This window comes from Sneathiella sedimenti, assembly GCF_017313765.1.
Classification (GTDB): Bacteria; Pseudomonadota; Alphaproteobacteria; order Sneathiellales; family Sneathiellaceae; genus Sneathiella; species Sneathiella sedimenti.
In genome coordinates, this window is sequence record NZ_JAFLNC010000003.1 from 85792 (window position 1) to 105749 (window position 19958).

Below are 19958 nucleotides of genomic sequence, written 5' to 3' on the forward strand. Positions count from 1 at the left end.
ACAATACATCCCGTCTTGATCGTATAATAAAGATTTTGGAATGACAAGCCAAGGTGTGAACCGTCTGTCTAATTTAAACGAAGGCGTTCCTGAAGGGAGCTATTACCGGTGACGGGTCACTCCGCACTATTCAGAAAACATTCTTCTTAAGTCGTCAGCCGACGCGATGGGGCGGCCAATAGCTTCTGCCGCCTCACGGACCTGACGTATAAGGTCCGCATTTCGACCGGCACGCACGCCGGTTTTTAAGAACATATTGTTTTCAAAGCCAACCCTTACATGACCACCCATCGCCAAGGCGGCACTTGCGGCGGCATGTTCCAGCGGCCCGAATGCGCAGACTGCCCAATTCCGCTCTGACTTCATATATGTAAGGAACGGGATCAAATCATGGGGATGGGACTGTTGGTTGGCCGAGTAGCGACCGAGTACCAGTATCAGAAAGGGGTTCGTGAACGGAATGACTCCCTCTGCCGTGAGCTTTTCATATCTTTGCAGATCTTCAGGCGAATAGAGAATGAATTGGGGCATGATTTTAAGTGCCCGCATTTCATCAAAGAAATCCTTGGCCCGCAACTCCTCCCCGTTCGGCACCAATTCCTTTATTGCGAGGGAGGCGGCATCGGGCTTCAACTCAAGCACCATATCCATTTGTTGCTGGGGCGAGTAGATGCCGACCGCTTCGGTCGTTGCCTGGATAACAAGGCCATCGCCGATCTTGTCGCGAATTGCGGTAATCGCCTCGCGATATTTTGTGACATCCAGTGTATGTCCCTGCTGGTCGTCACGTACATGAAGATGTATCATTGCTGCCCCTTCCTTGAGACAGGCTTCTGCCTCATCCGCAAGCTCGGAAGGGCTGATGGGCAACATCGGATGATCCTGCCTTGTCTTTCTTGCTCCATTTGGCGCCACCGTCAAAATAGCCGGGGAGAGGGGGGGTATATCATCCATGTGTTATGACTCCTGAACTCTAAATGACATGATCTCTATTGCATTTTACGCGAAAAACGAACCAAATGAATTTGTAAGGTATAACACCATTGTCGTCACCACATCCCTAAACATTCAGGTGGGCTGGAATGTTGGCATCTCGACACTTGCCGAGAGTGTCAGATATCGGTATTGACTACATTCAAATTATTAAATGGGAAAGACGAAGGCGCTATGAGTGACCGAGGAAAAATGCCACGGTGGCCTCTGTGAAAAAAATCTTCCCTCAGTGAATAAAGGACAAGAATAATGCTGAAAGATGTTGTGATCTGCGAACCGGTACGAACTCCTGTGGGCCGCTTTGGCGGTCAGTTCAAGGATCTTCATGCACACGAACTAGGCCGGACCGTGATCGAGGGATTGCTCGCCCGCTGCGACGGCCTCAAGGACCGGGTAGAAGATGTGATCTTCGCCCAGTGCTACCCCACGATGGACGCACCGGCACTTGGCCGTGTTGTTGGTCTGGACGCGGGCCTTCCCATCTCCGTCGGCGGCTATCAGCTGGACCGTCGGTGTGGATCTGGACTGCAAGCAATCATTAACGCCGTCATGCAGGTCGCAACTGGCGGTTCCTCCGTCGTGATCGCAGGCGGCGCTGAATCCATGTCGAATGCTCCCTTCTATTCAACGGCTGGACGCTGGGGGATCAAGGGGACGTCTCTTGAGTTTCAGGATGCGCTCGCCCGTGGCCGCGTGACCGCCGGCGGTATCAATTTTCCGGTTCCCGGTGGCATGCTGGAAACGGCGGAAAATCTCCGTAAGAGCCATTCCGTACCACGCGACGAGCAGGACAGTTTCGCGGTTGAATCCCATCGCCGTGCGGTCGCGGCACAACAGGCGGGCCGCTTCGATGAAGAAATCATCCCGGTTACAGTACGCGGTCGGAAAGGGGACACAACCTACGACAAGGACGAACATCCCCGGCCGGAAGCCAATGAGGAAGGTCTCGCCAAGCTAAAACCCATTCTTCTCAGGCAGGATCCGGACTCAACCGTCACCGCCGGCAATGCCAGCGGACAGAATGATGGTGCGTCGGCCTGCGTTGTGACAACGCGGGCGATTGCGGAAGAACTTGGCCTGAAAACGTATGGCAGCCTGGTAAGTTGGGCTGTCGCTGGTGTGGGGCCTGAAATCATGGGAATCGGGCCGGTGCCGGCAACAGCGAAGGCGCTGGATCGCGCCGGTCTTGGTCTCAAAGACCTGGACCTGATCGAACTGAATGAGGCATTTGCCGCTCAGGTTCTGGCCTGCACCCGGGACTGGAAATTTGAAAAATCAGATTTTGAACGAATGAATGTCAACGGATCTGGCATTTCCCTCGGCCATCCGGTTGGCGCGACGGGCGGACGTATCCTGGCAACACTCCTCCGGGAGATGGAGCGGCGGGATGTCCGCTACGGCCTTGAGACGATGTGCATCGGCGGTGGACAGGGACTGGCGGCGATATTTGAGCGCGCATAAGCAACACATTGCACGATAATTGAAAGGCGCAGCTATTAGCTGCGCCTTTTTTCGTTCAGGGGGCCGAGCTTTTAACTGGAAGCCGTACGACCAAATTAATCGCATAATCAATGCTGCGAAATATCCAATGTTTCACAGCACGCTTTTCCGGCATATTTCCTAATCGGCGGTGTCGGCGATAGTTACTCGTGTCATTTTATAAATGGCTCAGTGACCCGCATCACACTATTGCATTAGTTCAAGATTTTAATTGAATGAACGTTCAAGAATAAATATCTCCGGCACAATCGATCAGTGTGAGTAGTATATTTTTATTCTGAATTGAGGGGTGAATATGGTTGCACCGCATTTCGAGAACTTTACCGTTGCTATGATTTTGGAATATCTTGCAAAACAAATAATGGGCTTACGCCCGGTCTTTTGGCGGCTTTGATACATAGATAGGATATTTGAAATGGTTCGTCTCCTGAAGACTCTCGGCAAGATTGTTGGTCGCAAGGCAACGCACATTCTTGCTGCGGTTTCCGCGCTCTTAACCCTGTCTTTACAACCCAGTGCCGCGATGGCCCAGTCGGCGCCTCCCCCCGTCACTGTCGCAAATCCGTTGCAACGTGAAATTGTCGAATATACGGAATTCACCGGGCAGTTCGCGCCTGTCCAGTATGTTGAGCTTCGGTCCCGCGTCAGCGGTTATTTGCAGGAAATCAAATTTACCGATGGGCAGATCGTAAGCAAGGGAGACCTTCTATTCGTGATTGACCCACGTCCTTTTGAAGCCACCCTGGCGTCCATGCGGGCTTTATTGGCGCAATCTCTGGCGCGCGTTGATCTGGCGGACAAGCAGCTTGAGCGTGCCTCCAAACTACGCGAAAAGGATTTCGTTGCTTCCAGTACTTATGATGAACGGGTGCAGGAGAAGCGCGTATCCATGGCGGCGGCGGAAATAGCCAGGGCGGATATCACTGCGGCAGAACTGGACCTCGAATTCACAAGAATCCTTGCCCCAATCGCTGGCCGGATCAGCAGGCATGAAGTCAGCGTCGGCAATCTGGTAAGCGGTGGTGACGGCAGCGGGAATACCCTGCTGACGACAATTGTGTCGATTGATCCAATATATTTTGATTTCGATATGAGTGAGTCAGCCTATCTCGGGTATCAGCGCGCTGTTCAGTCGGGTACTTTGCAGTCCACACGGGAGGCAATTCCTGTATTTGCACGGCTTACCGATGAGCCTGACTGGCCGCGTGAAGGGACGCTTAATTTTGTCGATAATCAGGTTGACCGGACGTCCGGTACGATTCGTATGCGGGCTGTCTTCCCCAATACGGACGGATTCCTGACGCCGGGACAGTTCGGCCGTATCCGGGTTCCCGGGTCGGATAAATACACCGCGCTGCTGATACCGGATGAAGCGATTGTCTCAGATCAATCCAACAAGGTGGTAATGACGGTCAGCGAGGATGGAACCGTTGTTCCAAAGGTTGTTCGCCCGGGTCCGACCTATGACGGATTGCGGATTGTTCGAAAGGGACTTGAACCTGGCGATCGGATCATAATCAAGGGTCTCATGCGTGCCCGTCCAGGAGCAAAGGTCACGCCGCAGGAAGGCGAGATTAAAGGTGCCGGCGAACGGCGTCCGGGGTAACGACCATGAGATTTTCCCATTTTTGCATCGACCGGCCGATTTTTGCGGCCGTTCTATCAATCCTGATCACGATTATCGGCCTTGCTGCCTATGTGAATCTGCCAGTCGCGCAATATCCCGAGATAGCACCGCCAACAATCGAGGTTCGTGCAACCTATCCCGGCGCCTCCGCGGAGGTCGTTAGCGATACCGTTGCAAGTCTGCTCGAGCAAGAGATAAACGGCGTGGAGAATATGCTGTATATGTCGAGCCAGGCTACGGGTGATGGCCAGCTCTCCTTGCAAATTACTTTTAAACTGGGTACCGATCTTGATACCGCGCAGGTGCTTGTTCAGAACCGGGTGGCAATCGCCGAGCCAAGGTTGCCGGAGGAAGTTCGGCGAACCGGTGTGACAGTGCGCAAGAATTCACCGGACCTGATGATGGTGATTCATCTCAGTTCTCCCGATGCCAGCCGCGATCTTCTCTACATCTCGAATTATGCAACCTTGCAGGTCAAGGATGTGCTGGCGCGTCTTGACGGCGTTGGCGATGTGCGCGTCTTCAGTGCACGGGATTACGCCATGCGCATCTGGCTGGACCCCGATCGTATCGCGGCACGTGGTCTTACCGCTGGAGATGTTGTGGCAGCGCTTCGCGCGCAAAACGTGCAGGTTGCATCAGGTGTCCTTAACCAGCCCCCTGTTCCAACCTCGGCTGCCTTCCAGATCAATGTGGAGACTCTTGGCAGACTGGAAACAGTTCGGCAATTTCGCAATATTATTGTTCGTGCCGATGAGGATGGCCGCGTTACACGGCTTGAAGATATCGGGCGTGTTGAACTCGGGGCTCAGGACTACACCACCAACGGCTACCTCGATACGCGGGAAGCACTGCCGCTGTTGGTTTTTCAGCGGCCCGGCTCCAACGCGTTGGAAACATCGGAGCGCCTGCAGGCAACCATGGCGGAACTTTCGAAGTCTTTTCCGGCGGGGTTGCAATATGACATCGTGTACAACCCGACCAATTTTATCCAACAGTCCGTGGATGCGGTAATCGATACGATATTTGAGGCTGTTGTCCTGGTTGTCTTGGTCATCATCCTCTTTCTGCAGTCCTGGCGCGCGTCGATTATTCCAATTGTCGCCATTCCGATATCCCTGATTGGGACATTCAGTGTTCTGGCGGCGTTCGGGTATTCCCTGAATAATCTGTCGTTGTTCGGGCTAGTGTTGGCAATTGGTATTGTCGTCGATGACGCCATAGTCGTTGTTGAAAATGTTGAACGGAATTTACGCCTTGGCATGTCCCCGCGAGATGCCGCGCATGAAACTATGGATGAGGTCGGACCGGCGCTCATAGCAATTGCCTTGGTCCTGTCCGCGGTTTTTGTACCAGCGGCGCTGATACCCGGAATTTCCGGTCAGTTCTTTCGCCAGTTCGCAATTACCATTGCGGCGGCAACGCTTATTTCCGGTTTTGTCTCGCTGACACTGAGTCCCGCGCTTTGCTCAATTTTATTCAAGGCGCATAGTGAGCAGAAGCCAGCGACCGGAGTTAAGCGACCAATTGTGGGATTTTTTAATGCCTTCAATGCCGGATTTGACCGGTTGTCAAACGGTTACAGCGGACTGACCCGGCGTCTGGCACGCCTGGTTGTTGTCGTTCTTGTCGTCTATGGTGGCCTCGTCGCACTGACTGTCTGGCAGTTTGATCGCGCGCCCACCGGGTTTATCCCGCAGCAGGATCAGGGCTACCTCATCACAGTTGTGCAGCTTCCGCCCGGTTCCTCGCTTGAGCGGACGGATGCGGTGATGCGAAAGGCTGCGGAGACACTTCTTGAGATACCGGGTGTGGCGCATGTTGTTCCTTTCGCGGGGCTGGATGGGGCAACCTTCACAAATGCCTCGAATGCAGGCGCGATTTTCTCCTCCTTGGAGAGTTTCGCGGTTCGGAACCGCGATGGGATTACACTCGAACATATTATCGGGGAGCATTACAAGCGGCTCGGCGGTATTCAGGAAGCGTTCTTTATAACGATCCAGCCGCCGCCCGTGCGGGGTATCGGCAATGCTGGCGGTTTCAAAATGATCGTGCAAGACCAGCGCGGACGTGGACCTCAGGCACTCGAGGCAGCGGTGCAGCAACTGCTCGTGGCTGCCAACCAGGCACCAGAAGTCCAGAATGTATTTACGCTCTACAATACCCGAACACCCAAGCTTTATGCGGATATCGACCGGGTGAAGGCGGAGATGCTGAGCGTATCGACAAGCGATATATTCGAGACGCTGGAAGTCTACCTCGGGTCTGCCTTCGTGAATGAATTCAATTATCTTGGTCGAACCTATCGCGTGACAGCGCAGGCAGACGGTGAATTCCGCCAGAATATTGAGGCGATTGCCAATATGAAGACGCGAAACGCTCAAGGGGAGATGGTTCCCATCGGGTCGGTTGCGACATTTGAGGACCGCACGGGGGCCTACAGGGTGCCACGTTATAACCTCTATCGTTCCGCAGAAGTGCAAGGGAATGTTTCGGCCGGATTCTCGACAGGCGAGGGCCTGGCGGCAATGGAAACATTGGCACAGGAAGTCCTCCCCGATGGTTTCGGCTTCGAATGGACGGAGCTGGCTCTGCAGGAGAAGCTTGCCGGAAATAATGGCCTGCTGGTTTTCGTGGCAGCGGCAGTGTTCGTCTTCCTGCTTCTCGCGGCGCAATATGAAAGCTGGACCTTACCGCTTGCCGTCATTCTGATTGTCCCGATGTGTTTGCTTGCAGCAGTCAGCGGACTGCAATTGCGGGGTATTGACGTAAATATACTGGCGCAGGTTGGGTTTGTCGTGCTCGTCGGTCTCGCGTCAAAAAACGCAATCCTTATCGTAGAGTTCGCTCGTCAGGCGGAAGCACAAGGCAAAAGCCGCATTGAAGCCGCAGCAGAGGCTGCTCGGACACGCTTGCGGCCGATCCTGATGACCTCCTTTGCTTTCATCCTTGGTGTCGTCCCGTTGGTGATTGCGACTGGCGCCGGGGCAGAAATGAGACAGGCGCTCGGGACTTCCGTCTTCTTCGGTATGCTCGGCGTGACTCTGTTTGGGCTAATTTTCACACCGGCATTCTATGTCGGCGTTCGGTGGCTGAGTGACCTCAGACACCGCCAGCCTTAAGCCGGCCGGGCACTCGGTAGTATCCGCCAGGTAAGTATTGTTGACGCGATTGCGCATAGCGCAATCGCCAAGACCATCGGAAGGGTTGTCCCATCAAAAAACGGGCCCATCACGACAATAAGGAAGCCCCCGGCCAGCATTTGCAAAGTTCCCCCCAAAGAAGATGCAAGCCCTGCGATATCTCCGTGATTGTCCAGGGCGATGACCATTGTCGTGGGAATGACCAGGCCAAGACAGGCGTTGGCGAGAAAGAGGAAGCAGATGGTCACAAGGAGGGATCCAAATCCCAGAAAAGTAAGGGCCACCAATAGCACGGAAAATCCGGCAAAGCCGATCACCGCCAGGAATACGACCCGCTCCATGCCAAATCGCTCTCCGAGGCCAGCGGCAAACTGCGAGGTCGCGAAAAAGCCGATAGCATTCACGGCGAACGCAAGGCTGAATTCCATTGCCGACAGTCCAAACTGGCCAGTGTAAATAAAAGAGGCATTGGCAACGAAAACAAAGAAGCTTGCGAGCCCGAAGCCCCCGATAAAGGTAACACCCATAAATACCGGGTCGGTAAGCAAATGGCGGCATCCCCGAAAAAGTGAGCGAACATTGACCGGCACTCTATTGTGCTTTTCAAGTGTTTCCGGCTGCATATAACCGGTTATCAACAGGCTGATTATTGTCGCCGCGAAAAGTACCCAGAAAATAGCGCGCCAATCGGCCAGGAGAATGAGCCAGCTTCCGGCAAGCGGGGCCAACATGGGCGAAACGCTGATCACCAGCATTACCATTGCCATAAGTCGGGTCGCCTGAGGGCCGGTATACATGTCACGGATGATGGCGCGCGGCACAACCATAACGACCGCGCCGCCTATTCCCTGGACAAAGCGTGAGACAAGCAGCCATTCTATGGTCGGGGACAACGCGCAACCGATAGTGCCAATCGCGAAAATGGAAAGACCAAGATAAAGGGGCGGCTTCCGCCCCACCTGATCGGAAAAGGGGCCGTAGAATAGCTGTGCGACACCGAACGCAATAAAATAAACAGTCAGCGTCATCTGTGCCGACGAAACGTTGGTGCCAAGTCCCTTTTCAATTGCAGGAAAGGCGGGCAGATACATATCCACGGCAAACGGGCCGATCGCTGCAAGCAGGCCAAGTATAGCCGCTGTTCGAAGCATACTTATCTTCATGCTATTATTATTCGGAATGAGGAAAGTGAAAAATTCTCGGCAGAAGCTATTTAATACACGATAAAATTGCAAGTGATAAACTACCGGCTCTATAGTTTAAAAGCTTGGGGTTTTCACTATCAAGGGTTCAGATAAGGGTTTGCCCGAATTCGGTCGCGAGCCAGTTCAACAAAGGTGCGGACCTTAGCCGATGCAGAACGCCCTTCGGGGTGCACGATGTGAATGGGCAGCGGCTCCGGCTCAAATTCGCCCAAAACAGTTTGCAGCCCGCCCGATCCCAGTTCCGGTCCTATTTGATAGGACAATACCCTGGTTAATCCCCAACCGGACTTAGCAGCACTAATTGCCGCGGGGATGGAATTAACCCGGAATCTTGGAGAAACCTTCACGGTAGTGTTGTCCGAAAACCGCCAATCGTTTGTGAGCGAGATGGAGTTTGCGGAAATAATATTATGGTCTGTAAGATCCGCAGGGGATTGCGGTATGCCATACTTTTTGAAATAGGAGGCGCAGGCGCAGACGACGCGGCGTACTGACCCGACCCGAACCGCGAAAAGACTTGAATCCGCAAGTGGTCCAATTCTAATCGCGATATCAAATCCTTCTTCTACGATATTGGTGATACGATCAACGAAGGTCGCCTTCACAGTGACGCCGGGATATCGATCGAGAAACTCTGTCAGCAACGGCACTATATAATGCTGTCCAAATATAACAGGTGCCGTAAGACGCAGGCATCCTTTCGGCTCGCCATGCGTGCCATGAATGGCATCTCTTGCGTCTTTATAACTACTGATAATGCGTCTTGCATCCTCAAGAAAGGACCGGCCGGGATCGGTTAGGGAAACGGCTCTCGTTGTGCGATGAAACAACAGGACTCCAAGCTCTTTTTCAAGATCACCAAGGACCCGTGTCACAGAGGGCGCGCTCAGGCCGAGATTTCGAGCTGCCCCCGAAAAACCGCCGGCGTCCGCAATGGCAATAAAGACTTCCATTGCCTTTAGCTGATCCAAAATCACTACCTCAATTATTTCATATTTAGGAATAAAATATTTTATTTTTATATAATTGTTTTGAAATTGGCAACAAACCATATCTTGCCATACAGCAGAAAACTTACATCTCGATTTCTCGTAGGAAGGAATTAATAATGTCCAATATACCAACTCCCGCCACTATTGAGGATGCCCCTCAGGCGTCACAGGAATTGTTGGAAGCTGTGAAAAAGCAGCTCGGCAGCGTCCCAAATCTGTTCCGCATTGTCTCGAATAGTCCAGCGGCACTTGGTGGATATCTCGGCCTCAATGGTGCGCTTGCAGAGGGGAAACTAGATCCGGCTACTCGGGAGCGAATTGCTCTTGCAGTTGCCGAAATAAACGGCTGTGACTATTGCCTTGCGGCACATAGCTACCTTGGCGCAAACGTTGCGAAACTGACCTCTGCAGAAATTCTTGCTAATCGGAAAGGCGGGTCTACGGATGCCAAGGCAGTTGCAGCAGTCCGTTTCGCTGTGGAAATTGTGGAAGCTCGCGGCCAGGTGCAGCCAGATGCGATTCTCAAGGTCATATCCGCCGGGTACAGCAATGCGGAGATTGTTGAAATTATAGCCCATGTCGCTCTCAACACACTTACCAACTATATGAACTCGGTTCTTGGAACTGAGATCGATTTTCCTGAAGCCACTAGTCTCGCCGCTTGATTGCGGGCAAATTCGAGGCCCAAGCGTAATGTTTGGGCCTCACTCTGGCTTCTTAGGGAAATTATACGGAAGTAAGTTGGAAAAAAGATATCCAGCTTTGAGCAGTTTTAACCTTAAAAGGAGTTGTCTCATGTCCAGTTTTATCTCGGATGTCGCCTTCACACCGGCAGTAAAAGAAGTTCAAGTTCGAAAAGGATCTCGGGACACCTATGCGCGGGCAGAGAACAAGGGAATGATGCAGCGGGAAATTAGCGAAGATCTGGCAGACTTTATTTCGCGGCAAATCAGTGTTTTTCTGGCCAGTGTTTCAAGCGACGGAGCGCCCTACATCCAGCATCGGGGAGGCCCCCCGGGATTTATAAAAGTACTTGGGCCGACAACACTGGGCTTTGTGGATTATAAGGGAAATAGGCAGTATATCTCACAGGGTAACTTCAGTGAAAACCCGAAAGCGCATCTGTTTCTGATCGATTATATGAACCGTCGCAGGGTAAAGATTTGGGGCGAAGTCAGCGTTATTGAAGACGATCCTGACCTGATCAGCAAGTTGATGCCCGCAGATGGTCAAGGGCATCCAGAGCAGGTCATGATATTTGAAATTTCAGCCTGGGATATTAATTGCCCGCAGCATATCCCTCAGCGATTTGAGGCGGAAGACGTTAAACGCGCTCTAGAGGAGCGAGAGATACGTATTGCTGAACTTGAAGCGGAAATTGAAGCATTACAAGGCGCGATCGATTAGTGGCGACGCCTACATCGCCTCTAGTCAGCTCCCTCGATCTTGCTTAAAAGCTGGCGAATTTGAGAGCATTCCTCTTTTGTTAATGTGGAAAGCAGTTTTTCTTCTGTTGCCACGTGGGTTGCGACCATTTCATCAGCGAGCGCAAAGCCTTCATCTGTGAGTATTATTCTCAGGCCCCGGCGATCTTTTGGGTCCGTGGTACGTTTAACCAAACCTCTTTTCTCTAGACGGTCAAGCCGGTTAGTCATCGCCGAGGTAGAGAGCATCATGTCTTTCGCCAAGTCAGATGGCGAGAGGGTTGCGCCGCGTCCTTGTCGGCGCAATGTCAAGATGACGTCTGAGCCTGCCAAATCCAGGCCGTAGTTTGCCCAGTTTTCGGTTACGCCCTTACGCAAGATTTCACCGGCACGCCATATCTGTCCGCAAACCGCCATTGGTGACGGGTCGATATCGGGTCGTTCGCGCCGCCATTGTTCCAATATTGACTCCATCGTGCTGGTCTTCTCCGGGACATTTTTCGTGGAAGAACCGATTTTACCTTGACTCATAGATAGTACCACCATAAATAATTCGATATCAAAATATCATACATGGAAATGTTAGATATAGGATTACTTAACTTTCTGTTAAATGTAAAGGATACTGTCGTGACTGTCGAAAGAATACCCGATTACCCGATTGAGAAAGTCTTTGTGAAACGTTGGTCTCCAAGGGCGTTTGACGCTTCACCCATGCCGTCCTCGGACCTTCTGACGATGCTGGAAGCCGCGCGCTGGGCGCCTTCCGCCTTTAATGTTCAGCCTTGGCGTTTTTTGTACTCCCTTCGTGATGATGATCATTGGCCAACATATTTAAATCTGCTGGACCCGTTTAATTCGACCTGGGCCCGGAATGCTTCCGCGCTCGTATTTGTTTTGTCGGATACCGTGATGCCCGGACAGGATAGGCGCCGACAGAAAATTTCTCGGACTCACAGCTTTGACGCAGGTGCGGCCTGGGCTCAACTGGCTCTACAGGCGACCTTACTTGGATATCAGGCGCACGCGATGGCCGGCATATATTTCGAACAATCTCACAAGGTACTTGCTATCCCCGATCGATATCGCGTTGAAATTGCTGTCGCTATCGGTAAGCGGGCCTGTAAGTCGGTCCTTCCGGTGGATTTGCGAGACCGTGAAATCCCGAGCATGAGGCTGCCTGTGATGAAAATCGCATCTGCTGGGCAGTTCTCATGCTAACCCCCCCCTCAATCCAGTTTGGCTCTACCCGAAAGAGAAAGACAGAAAATGACTATTGTGCCGGGCGAATATGTAAAAACAGGTGTTCAACACGGTCGCAGTCATCTTCTTATGATCGTGGCGACCTGTCTGGTTGCAACGTCCTTTCCCGTCGCTGCCGCGATTACGAACTGGATGGATAGTCTTGTCCTTACCTTCCTGAGGTTTGCCTTGGCATCTATCCTGTTTTTGCCGATCGTAGCCTGGCGTTATGGGATTATCCTGCCAACGTATCGTGATCTGATCCGCTACGGCATTTTAAGCGCGTGCCTGGTCGGGTTCTTTTGGGCAATGTTCTCGGCGTTGCGCCTGACTTCGGCGTTAAATACAGCTGCAATCTTCGCCCTTACGCCCGCCATTACGGCAATCGTTTCCAGCATTCTGTTAAAAGAAAAATTGAACAGGGCGTCACAAATTGCTCTTCCAATCGGAGTGCTGGGGGCGGTCTGGGTGACCTTTCGCGGTGATTTGACCGCGCTACTGTCCCTAAGCTTTGGGATAGGCGATGTCATATTCTTTGCCGGCACAATTGCCATGGGCTGCTATGGAGCTTTGGTTAAATATCTCCATCGTGGTGAGCCAATGGCTCAAATAACATTCTGGACACTTGTTACCGGAGCGTTTTGGCTGCTCATCCTGGCAGCCCCCCGGTTTCCAACGATTGTATGGACCGAAGTCCCGATGACGGTCTACGGCGGCATTACGTATCTGTCCGTTTTTACGACGCTTGTTACCTTCTTCCTTTTCCAATGGAGCGCAACGGTTATAGGGCCGACAAAGGTCATGTCCTACACCTACCTGAACCCTTTTCTTGTAATCCTTTTCGGGATCGCCCTAGGGCATGAGCTGCCGCCGGCTGCCATACTCCCGGGATTGCTATTCACCTTCGCGGCAACATGTGTTCTGCAGCGGTTTACACCTGTCTATCTGTCTCCCGATCGAAAAGCCTGACGCAGGAGCATCGGCTATCAACCGCGGATCGACTATTTGAGTTTACGGCAGGGCTTTCGCGACTTTTTGCAGACTGCTGTGCAAAAATTCTCCAGGAGGGTGATCGCGAAGCCCTGCAATAAGAACTGGTTAGGCGTTAGCGAAAACCTCGCTTACTGCCTCAGACATGGCGCCGACGATGGTATCGGCTTCTGCTTTCGTCAGGCAAAGAGGTGGGGCGAAGCCGAGGATATCTCCCTGAGGCATTGCCCGGGCAATCACGCCCCGCTTAAGCAGCGCAGCTGCCACTTTGGCACCCGAAAGCAGAGAGGGATCCAGGAATGTTCGGGTATCCTTGTCCTGGATCAGTTCAACCGCCAGCATCAGTCCCTCTCCGCGCACATCGCCTACCTTCGGATGGTTGCCGAGAGCATCGGCCATGGCTTTTTTGAAGTAGGGTCCGACTTCACCGGCATTGGCGACGAGCCCCATACTGTCGATCAATTTCAGATTGGCGACCCCTGCGGCGGCACAGATGGGATGGGCGGAATAGGTCCAGCCATGGCCGATGGCGCCAAATTCATCCGTTCCCTGTTCGAGAACCTTCCACACTTTCTTCGACACAATGGAGGCCGACAGGGGAGCATAGGCGGACGTCAGCCCTTTGGCGGAGGTTATGATATCCGCTTCGATGCCGTAGTGATCTGATCCGAACATGGAGCCAAGACGGCCAAACCCGGTGACAACTTCATCCGCAATCAACAGGATGTCATATTTTTTGAGCACAGCCTGAATCGCCTCCCAATAGCCAGCAGGAGGAGGAACAAGTCCGCCAGTTCCCAGTACAGGCTCTCCGATAAAGGCGGCAACAGTGTCGGGGCCTTCTTTTTGAATCAGCGCATCCAGATTTTCCGCGCACTGGCGGGTGAAATCTTCCTCGCTTTGGCTCAGATCTTCACGACGGTAGTAATAGGGCGCATCGGTATGGATAACCTGCGTCAGGGGCAAATCGAATTTTTTGTGAAACAGCTCAAGCCCAGTGAGGGAGCCTGTCATCAGGCCCGACCCATGATATCCGCGCCAGCGGGAGATTATTTTTTTCTTTTCAGGACGACCCAGAACATTGTTGTAGTACCAGACGAGCTTAATGTTCGTTTCATTGGCATCCGAACCTGAAAGGCCGTAATAGACCTTGCTCATGTTGTCAGGCGCCCGATCTATGATCATTTTTGACAGAGTGATAGAAGCTTCGGTTCCGTGCCCGACATAGGAATGGTAGTAGGCGAGCTCCTTGGCCTGTTTTGCAATAGCCTCAGAAATTTCAGTGCGGCCGTAGCCGACATTGACGCAATAGAGGCCGGCAAAGGCATCCAGAAGCCGGGTACCATCCCGGTCCTCGATATATACGCCCGAGCCGCCGGTAACAATGCGGTTGGTCATTTCCCCGCGTGCAAACTGGGCAAGGTGCGTGGAAGGGTGAAAAAAGTTTTCACGATCCCATTGGCTAAGTTGGTCATTCGTCAGCATAAAACTCTCCTGATTAAAAAGAACTGGTTAAGCCCAGTCCCGGCAGACATATTTGATATTTGAAAACGCCTCGATCCCGTGACGGGAGCCCTCACGCCCGATCCCGGACTGCTTCATCCCACCGAAAGGGATGGGAGCGCCGGTAACTTTCGTCCGATTGACCCCAATCATCCCGAACTCTAGCGCGCGGCTAAGGCGGTAGATCCGGGACGGGTCTTTCGTGTGAACATAAGCCATCAAACCGTATTCGGTGTCGTTTGCGCGATGAATAACCTCGTCTTCCGTCTCAAAGGACGCGATTGCGGCAACCGGGCCGAATGTTTCCTCATGCATGATTTTTGCAGACAGTGGGACGTCCTTCAAAACGGTTGGTTCGAAAAACAGCTTACCGTTTGCATGGCATTTTCCACCAGTCATTAGAGTCGCCCCTTTTTTCAAGGCGTCCTCAACATGTTCTATCTGTTTATTGACTGCGTTTTCGTTCATGAGTGGCCCGATGTCCGGATCGTCCAGCCCACGGCCTATTGTTAACGCGGCTGCCTTTTGTGAAAACTTCCGGCAAAAATCCTCATAAATCGACCGTTCGATAAAAAAGCGGTTGGCGCCGAGACAATCCTGACCGGAAGTGGCGAACTTCGCACTGATGCCTTCTTCCACGGCCTTGTCCATATCGGCGTCCGCGAACACAACAAATGGTGCATGCCCACCAAGTTCAAGGCTCAGACGCTTTATGGTCGGGGCAGATTGCGCATAGAGAAGCCGGCCAATTTCCGTTGAACCTGTAAAGGAAAGAGCCCGAACCCGCGTATCCTTTGTCCATTCCCCGACGACTTCCGCCGGCTCACCTGTGATGACATTGAAAACGCCGGGAGGGAAACCAGCCCTTTCCGCGAGTTCGGCAAGCGCGAGGGCCGAAAACGGCGTCTCTTTTGAAGGATGAACAATTACTGGACAGCCGATCGCAAGGGCCGCAGCGGCTTTTCGGGTAATCATCGCATTCGGAAAGTTCCAGGGTGTCACAAGTGCTGCGACGCCGACCGGCTCCAGCCAGACTTCAACCTCCGCATTATGAAGGTGGGATGTTACCCCCAGAATGTCTGTTCGCTTGGCCTGTTCGGCAAAAAATTCGATGAAAGAGAGCCCATAGTCAATTTCGCCCCGGCATTCCGAGATGGGTTTGCCCTGTTCCAGTGTCATGATCAGTGCCAGGTCTTCCTTGGCATCGTTAATCAACTGGAACCAGTTTTTTAAAGTCGAAGCCCTTTCCTGTGGTAGACGCGCAGCCCAATCGGGAAATGCCTGATGTGCTGCTTCAACGGCTGCCTTGCTTTCTTCCTTGCTGAGAGACGGAACTGTTCCCATCCAGGCGCCGTCCGCCGGATTGGTAACCGCGATTATGCGGCCCGATTTCGCGGAATGCCACTTGCCGCCGCAATACGCAAATTCCCTGAACAGTCTTGGATCTTCCAGCAAATCCAGCTCCGGTATCCGGGACAGGTTTTTCTTACCTTCACGCATATTTCTCTCCACCAGAAATTTATGACGAAAGTATAGAAAAGAAAGGACAGAGAGTGTGTTTATAGTGAGAGGGTTATTCAGATAGGAATTCGCAAAACCCATAGTAAAGGCGAGGATTTATCGGGAGGGTCCCTGTATGCTCGAGAAGGATTGGGGATGGCTAGAGAATGGCCGAAGCGGGAATCTGGTCCGTCTTTTTTACCGCCTTCGTTACCACATAGGTATAATAGCGCCGCAAACCGATATCAGCGGCAAGCATCTCGTCGACCTTTCGTTGATAGGCATCTACTCCTTTGCAGACCAGTTTCAGGAAATAATCAATTCCGCCACCAACCGCCCAGCATTCCGTGATTTCATCTATGGCGCTGACGGCTTTTTCAAAGCGCTCAAAATCTTCGGCCCGGTGACTGGCGAGTTCCACCTGCATGAAGATTATTGCCGGGGAGCCGAGTTTAGCGAATGACAGCCGCGCTCCGTATCCCTCAATGACACCTGCGTCCTCCAGTCGTTTCAGCCGTTCCCAGCACGCCGTCGGGGACAGATGGACCCTCTCCGCAAGCTGGTTCTTTGGAATGCGGCCATCCTGCTGCAATACTGCCAGAATTTTGAGGTCACGGTCGTCAAGTTTAATCATAATGATGATATACCGGTTCTATACTTTTACGGCAACGACACCCACAATATCCCCCATGCCGATCAGGCCGGGAAAATGGCGCGCCGCGAAGATGCCGTTCAGCGGACTGGTGTATTCTGTGGGGTTGCTCCCCGTTCTGTCGATATCGTAGACCCGGGCGAGTGTCTGGCCTGTCGTGACGGGTTCACCCAGTTCCACACAGAGCTCGAGCAAGCCGGAAGACTCGCTGGATATGTAACACTGATGATCCGGCATACAGAGTTCGATTGAATTTTCAACGTCAAGATCTCCCGTCAGGACGCCGGCATGCCGGAGGAGGTTTTTAACACCCTTTTTCGCAATGGCGACACTCGCTGCGGTCGAGGAGCCGCCCCCCCCCAGTTCTGTGGAAATGAAAACTTTTCCCATTTCCTCCGCGGCGGTGTCATACATGCCGGTCGCGTCCACTTCGAGGAGCATCATCGAGAAGGGCGCGTTAAAGGCCCGCATGGCCGCAACGCATTTTTCCTCCTGTGCCTTATCCTCCAGGACGTGGGCAGCGCAAAATGGCACGAAATTAAGGGTTTTCCCGCCCGAATGTATATCCAGCACATAATCGGCTAGCGGTAACAGGGTGCGCTGGAAGTAGTCGGCAATTTTCTCCGTAACAGTACCGACGGGATTTCCCGGGAAAATCCGGTTCATATTCCCCTTGTCGATCGGGGAAGTCCGGCTCGCTGCCCGGAACGCGGGGTAGTTCATGGCCGGCACAATGATAACGCGCCCAGTAATATCCTCAGATTTTATAGTTTTGGTCAGATCAAACAGCGCAACAGGGCCTTCATACTCGTCACCGTGATTTCCGCCGGTCAACAGGACGGTTGGGCCGTCACCATTTCGGGCGACGGTAATCGGAATCATGATCGAACCCCAGGCAGATCCGTCATGGGAATATGGCAGCTTCAGAAAGCCATGTTGAACGCCATCTTTGTCATAATCGACCGTTGCGGAAATTGGATTGGCTCTCATCGTGCTAATCCTTGATCATCAGTTGGCGGGGAACGGACGCAAGAAGTTCAGGTGCGCCGTCTGTAATGGCAATGCTTTCGGTTGTTTCCATTCCCCAGTCATCCATCCAGAGGCCTGTCATGAAATGAAATGTCATGCCCGGCTCGAGAACGGTCTTGTCGCCAAGGCGCAAACTCATCGTTCGTTCACCCCAGTCAGGCGGATAGCTCAAGCCGATTGGATAGCCGGTCCGGCTATCCTTGATGATTCCGTATTTCATCAAGACGGCAAAAAAAGCGCTCGCGATATCTGCACATGTATTACCGGCTTGCGCCTTCTCCAGTCCGGCTTCCATGCCTTCCTGAACGGCTTTATCCGCGTCAATGAAATTCTGGGGTGGCTTTCCAAGAAAGATGGTCCTCGAAAGCGGGACATGATAACGCCGATAGCAGCCGGCAATTTCGAAAAAGGTTCCTTCCCCCGTTTTCATGGGCTTGTCATCCCATGTGAGATGTGGCGCTGCGGCGTCCGCGCCCGATGGGAGGAGGGGGACGATGGCGGGATAATCTCCTCCAAATCCGTCTGCCCCCCGAATGCCGCTGTCATAAATCTCGGCGACCAGTTCATTTTTTGGAAGCCCAGGTTCTATTTTCTCGAATATGCGTTTGTGCATTTCTTCAACAATGCGGCCGGCCCGCCGCATATAGACCAGTTCCTGCTCTGATTTGATCGCCCGGCACCAGTTCACCAATGAGTTCGCGTCCTTGAACTTGGCGTTGGGTAAATTGTTGACCAGAGACATATAGGCGGCCGCGGAGAAATAATAGTTGTCCATTTCAACACCGATGGTTAAAGCTCCCCAGCCTCGATCTATGAGAACCGAACTCAGGTAATCCATGGGATGGTATTCCGTCGATTGCACATAGATTTCCGGATAAAAGAGGATATTGTCGTTGCTCATGAAGACGGTCCGTGCGGCGCCATTGGCGTCTTGCTTGCGGCCAAACCAGAACGGATCACCGTCCATCGGCAGGACAACGCACTGATGTACGTAAAAAGACCAGCCATCATAGCCCGTCAGCCAGGCCATGTTAGATGGATCCGTGACGATAAGGAGATCAATGCCGTTTTGGACCATCGAGGATCGCACTTTATTCATGCGGATTTGATATTCTGAGTGGGTAAAGGGTAGATCAAGTCCAGACATATTTGTCTCCAAATCCCGCTAGCTGTTGAAATGGGTGCCGATGTCTGCGTCTTGCGCGCGCTCTCGAGCAAAGGTGGCAATCGCTGTGTCCTGAACGCCCGTACCAGTCAGGTCGCAAATTGTGATGTCCTGATCGGACCGGCGGCCGGTATGATGGCCTGCAATAACACCTCCGAGTTCAGGGAAAATGGCTGCGCTGTCCAGCAACCCCGCGGCAATTGCGGGGCGTAATTCTCCTTGCTTGCGGCATTGAGTCAGGGTGTCACAGACATACAAATCGGCCGCGGGAATAACGTCCGCTGCCAATTCGGTTTTATAGTCAGCGTCTGTCCCCATGGCCGTTATATGCTGACCGGGCCGGAGCTGGGCAGCAGAAATAAGTGGAACTTGCGAGGGGGTCGTCGTCACGACGATATCACTCTGTTCCATCAGGTCATCAATAGTATTCGCGACCTGTATATCAAGCCCGTACTCCTTGCTGCATTCTGCGGCATACTTCTCCGCTTTCGCATCGTTCCGGCCCCATACAAAGGCTCTCTCGAGATTACGCACAAGACAGAGCGCCTTGAGTTGCAAGCGTGCCTGTGTCCCGGTGCCGACTATTCCGGCAACGCTGGAATTCTCGCGGGACAGCCATTTCGCGGCGACCGCACCCGCGGCTGCGGTACGCACGTCCGTCAGGTATCCGTTATCAAGCAATACGCTCTCGACTATGCCTGTGATGGATGAGAAGAGGACCATCAAACCATTGAGGCTTGGAAGACCGAGTTTGGGATTATCAAAGAAGCCCGGACTCATTTTGATCGCAAAGGAGTCAATTCCCGGGACATACGCTGTCTTGACGTCTACTTCCCCGTTGTGATCCGGGACGTGAAAGCTGAGGATGGGCGGCATCACCACATTTTTTGTGGCAAGGAGCCTGAATGCGTTTTCTATGCAGTCAACTGCGGCCTTATCCAGGGAAATTATTTGCCTCAATTCTTGTTCATTCAGAATGGTAATTTCAGGCAT

Annotated in this window: 17 protein-coding genes; 7 read left to right on the plus strand and 10 right to left on the minus strand. The window is 52.8% G+C overall.

What is annotated here, in order from left to right; translation table 11 throughout:
• Positions 1-126 precede the first annotated feature (126 nt).
• Positions 127-954 carry a beta-keto acid cleavage family enzyme gene (locus tag J0X12_RS09755; protein WP_207044945.1) on the minus strand — a complete coding sequence of 276 codons (828 nt, stop codon included), beginning with the start codon at positions 952-954 and terminating at the stop codon, positions 127-129.
• A gap of 291 nt (positions 955-1245) precedes the next feature.
• Between J0X12_RS09755 and J0X12_RS09760 the strand changes: the two genes are divergently transcribed.
• The 3 genes from J0X12_RS09760 (at position 1246) to J0X12_RS09770 (ending at position 7242) form a co-directional block, all read left to right on the plus strand.
• Positions 1246-2454 carry an acetyl-CoA C-acetyltransferase gene (locus J0X12_RS09760; protein WP_353890910.1) on the plus strand — a complete coding sequence of 403 codons (1209 nt, stop codon included), beginning with the start codon at positions 1246-1248 and terminating at the stop codon, positions 2452-2454.
• A 454-nt stretch (positions 2455-2908) separates the two neighbouring features.
• Positions 2909-4099, plus strand: coding sequence for an efflux RND transporter periplasmic adaptor subunit (locus tag J0X12_RS09765; RefSeq protein WP_207044951.1), 1191 nt, complete (start codon positions 2909-2911; stop codon positions 4097-4099).
• Between the two features lie 5 nt (positions 4100-4104).
• A complete protein-coding gene (locus J0X12_RS09770; RefSeq protein WP_207044954.1) occupies positions 4105-7242 on the plus strand; it encodes an efflux RND transporter permease subunit in 3138 nt (1045 codons plus the stop codon).
• Here J0X12_RS09770 and J0X12_RS09775 read toward each other — a convergent pair.
• Both J0X12_RS09775 and J0X12_RS09780 read right to left on the minus strand, forming a co-directional pair.
• Entirely contained in the window at positions 7239-8414 is a 1176-nt protein-coding gene (locus J0X12_RS09775; protein ID WP_207044957.1) for a multidrug effflux MFS transporter, read from the minus strand. The genes J0X12_RS09770 and J0X12_RS09775 overlap by 4 nt on opposite strands.
• A 131-nt stretch (positions 8415-8545) precedes the next feature.
• Positions 8546-9445: a LysR family transcriptional regulator gene (locus tag J0X12_RS09780; protein WP_420497068.1), complete on the minus strand. Its 900-nt coding sequence runs from the start codon at positions 9443-9445 to the stop codon at positions 8546-8548.
• Positions 9446-9576: 131 nt separating this feature from the next.
• Here J0X12_RS09780 and J0X12_RS09785 point away from each other — a divergent pair, with 131 nt between their 5' ends.
• Entirely contained in the window at positions 9577-10125 is a 549-nt protein-coding gene (locus tag J0X12_RS09785; RefSeq protein ID WP_207044962.1) for a carboxymuconolactone decarboxylase family protein, read from the plus strand.
• Between the two features lie 130 nt (positions 10126-10255).
• Positions 10256-10867: a pyridoxamine 5'-phosphate oxidase family protein gene (locus J0X12_RS09790; RefSeq protein WP_420497074.1), complete on the plus strand. Its 612-nt coding sequence runs from the start codon at positions 10256-10258 to the stop codon at positions 10865-10867.
• Between the two features lie 20 nt (positions 10868-10887).
• Here the strand turns inward: J0X12_RS09790 and J0X12_RS09795 are convergent, their stop codons facing one another.
• On the minus strand, positions 10888-11415 hold the full coding sequence (locus tag J0X12_RS09795; RefSeq protein WP_207044966.1) for a MarR family winged helix-turn-helix transcriptional regulator: 528 nt from the start codon (positions 11413-11415) through the stop codon (positions 10888-10890).
• A 48-nt stretch (positions 11416-11463) separates the two neighbouring features.
• Between J0X12_RS09795 and J0X12_RS09800 the strand changes: the two genes are divergently transcribed.
• A complete protein-coding gene (locus J0X12_RS09800; protein ID WP_420497075.1) occupies positions 11464-12105 on the plus strand; it encodes a nitroreductase family protein in 642 nt (213 codons plus the stop codon).
• 48 nt (positions 12106-12153) lie between these two features.
• The gene (locus J0X12_RS09805; protein ID WP_207044971.1) at positions 12154-13095 is read left to right on the plus strand and encodes a DMT family transporter; all 942 of its coding nucleotides are present in this window, start codon (positions 12154-12156) and stop codon (positions 13093-13095) included.
• A gap of 129 nt (positions 13096-13224) precedes the next feature.
• Here J0X12_RS09805 and J0X12_RS09810 read toward each other — a convergent pair whose 3' ends face one another.
• The 6 genes from J0X12_RS09810 to J0X12_RS09835 form a co-directional block, all read right to left on the minus strand.
• Positions 13225-14601 (minus strand): aspartate aminotransferase family protein, encoded by a 1377-nt coding sequence (locus J0X12_RS09810; protein ID WP_207044973.1) that lies wholly within the window; start codon positions 14599-14601, stop codon positions 13225-13227.
• A gap of 27 nt (positions 14602-14628) precedes the next feature.
• A complete protein-coding gene (locus J0X12_RS09815; protein ID WP_207044976.1) occupies positions 14629-16119 on the minus strand; it encodes an NAD-dependent succinate-semialdehyde dehydrogenase in 1491 nt (496 codons plus the stop codon).
• Between the two features lie 160 nt (positions 16120-16279).
• Positions 16280-16753 carry an Lrp/AsnC family transcriptional regulator gene (locus J0X12_RS09820; RefSeq protein ID WP_207044979.1) on the minus strand — a complete coding sequence of 158 codons (474 nt, stop codon included), beginning with the start codon at positions 16751-16753 and terminating at the stop codon, positions 16280-16282.
• Positions 16754-16771: 18 nt separating this feature from the next.
• A complete protein-coding gene (gene doeB, locus J0X12_RS09825) occupies positions 16772-17761 on the minus strand; it encodes a N(2)-acetyl-L-2,4-diaminobutanoate deacetylase DoeB (RefSeq protein WP_207044982.1) in 990 nt (329 codons plus the stop codon).
• A 4-nt stretch (positions 17762-17765) separates the two neighbouring features.
• A complete protein-coding gene (doeA, locus tag J0X12_RS09830) occupies positions 17766-18947 on the minus strand; it encodes an ectoine hydrolase DoeA (RefSeq protein ID WP_207044986.1) in 1182 nt (393 codons plus the stop codon).
• Positions 18948-18965: 18 nt separating this feature from the next.
• Entirely contained in the window at positions 18966-19958 is a 993-nt protein-coding gene (locus J0X12_RS09835; protein ID WP_207044989.1) for a cyclodeaminase, read from the minus strand.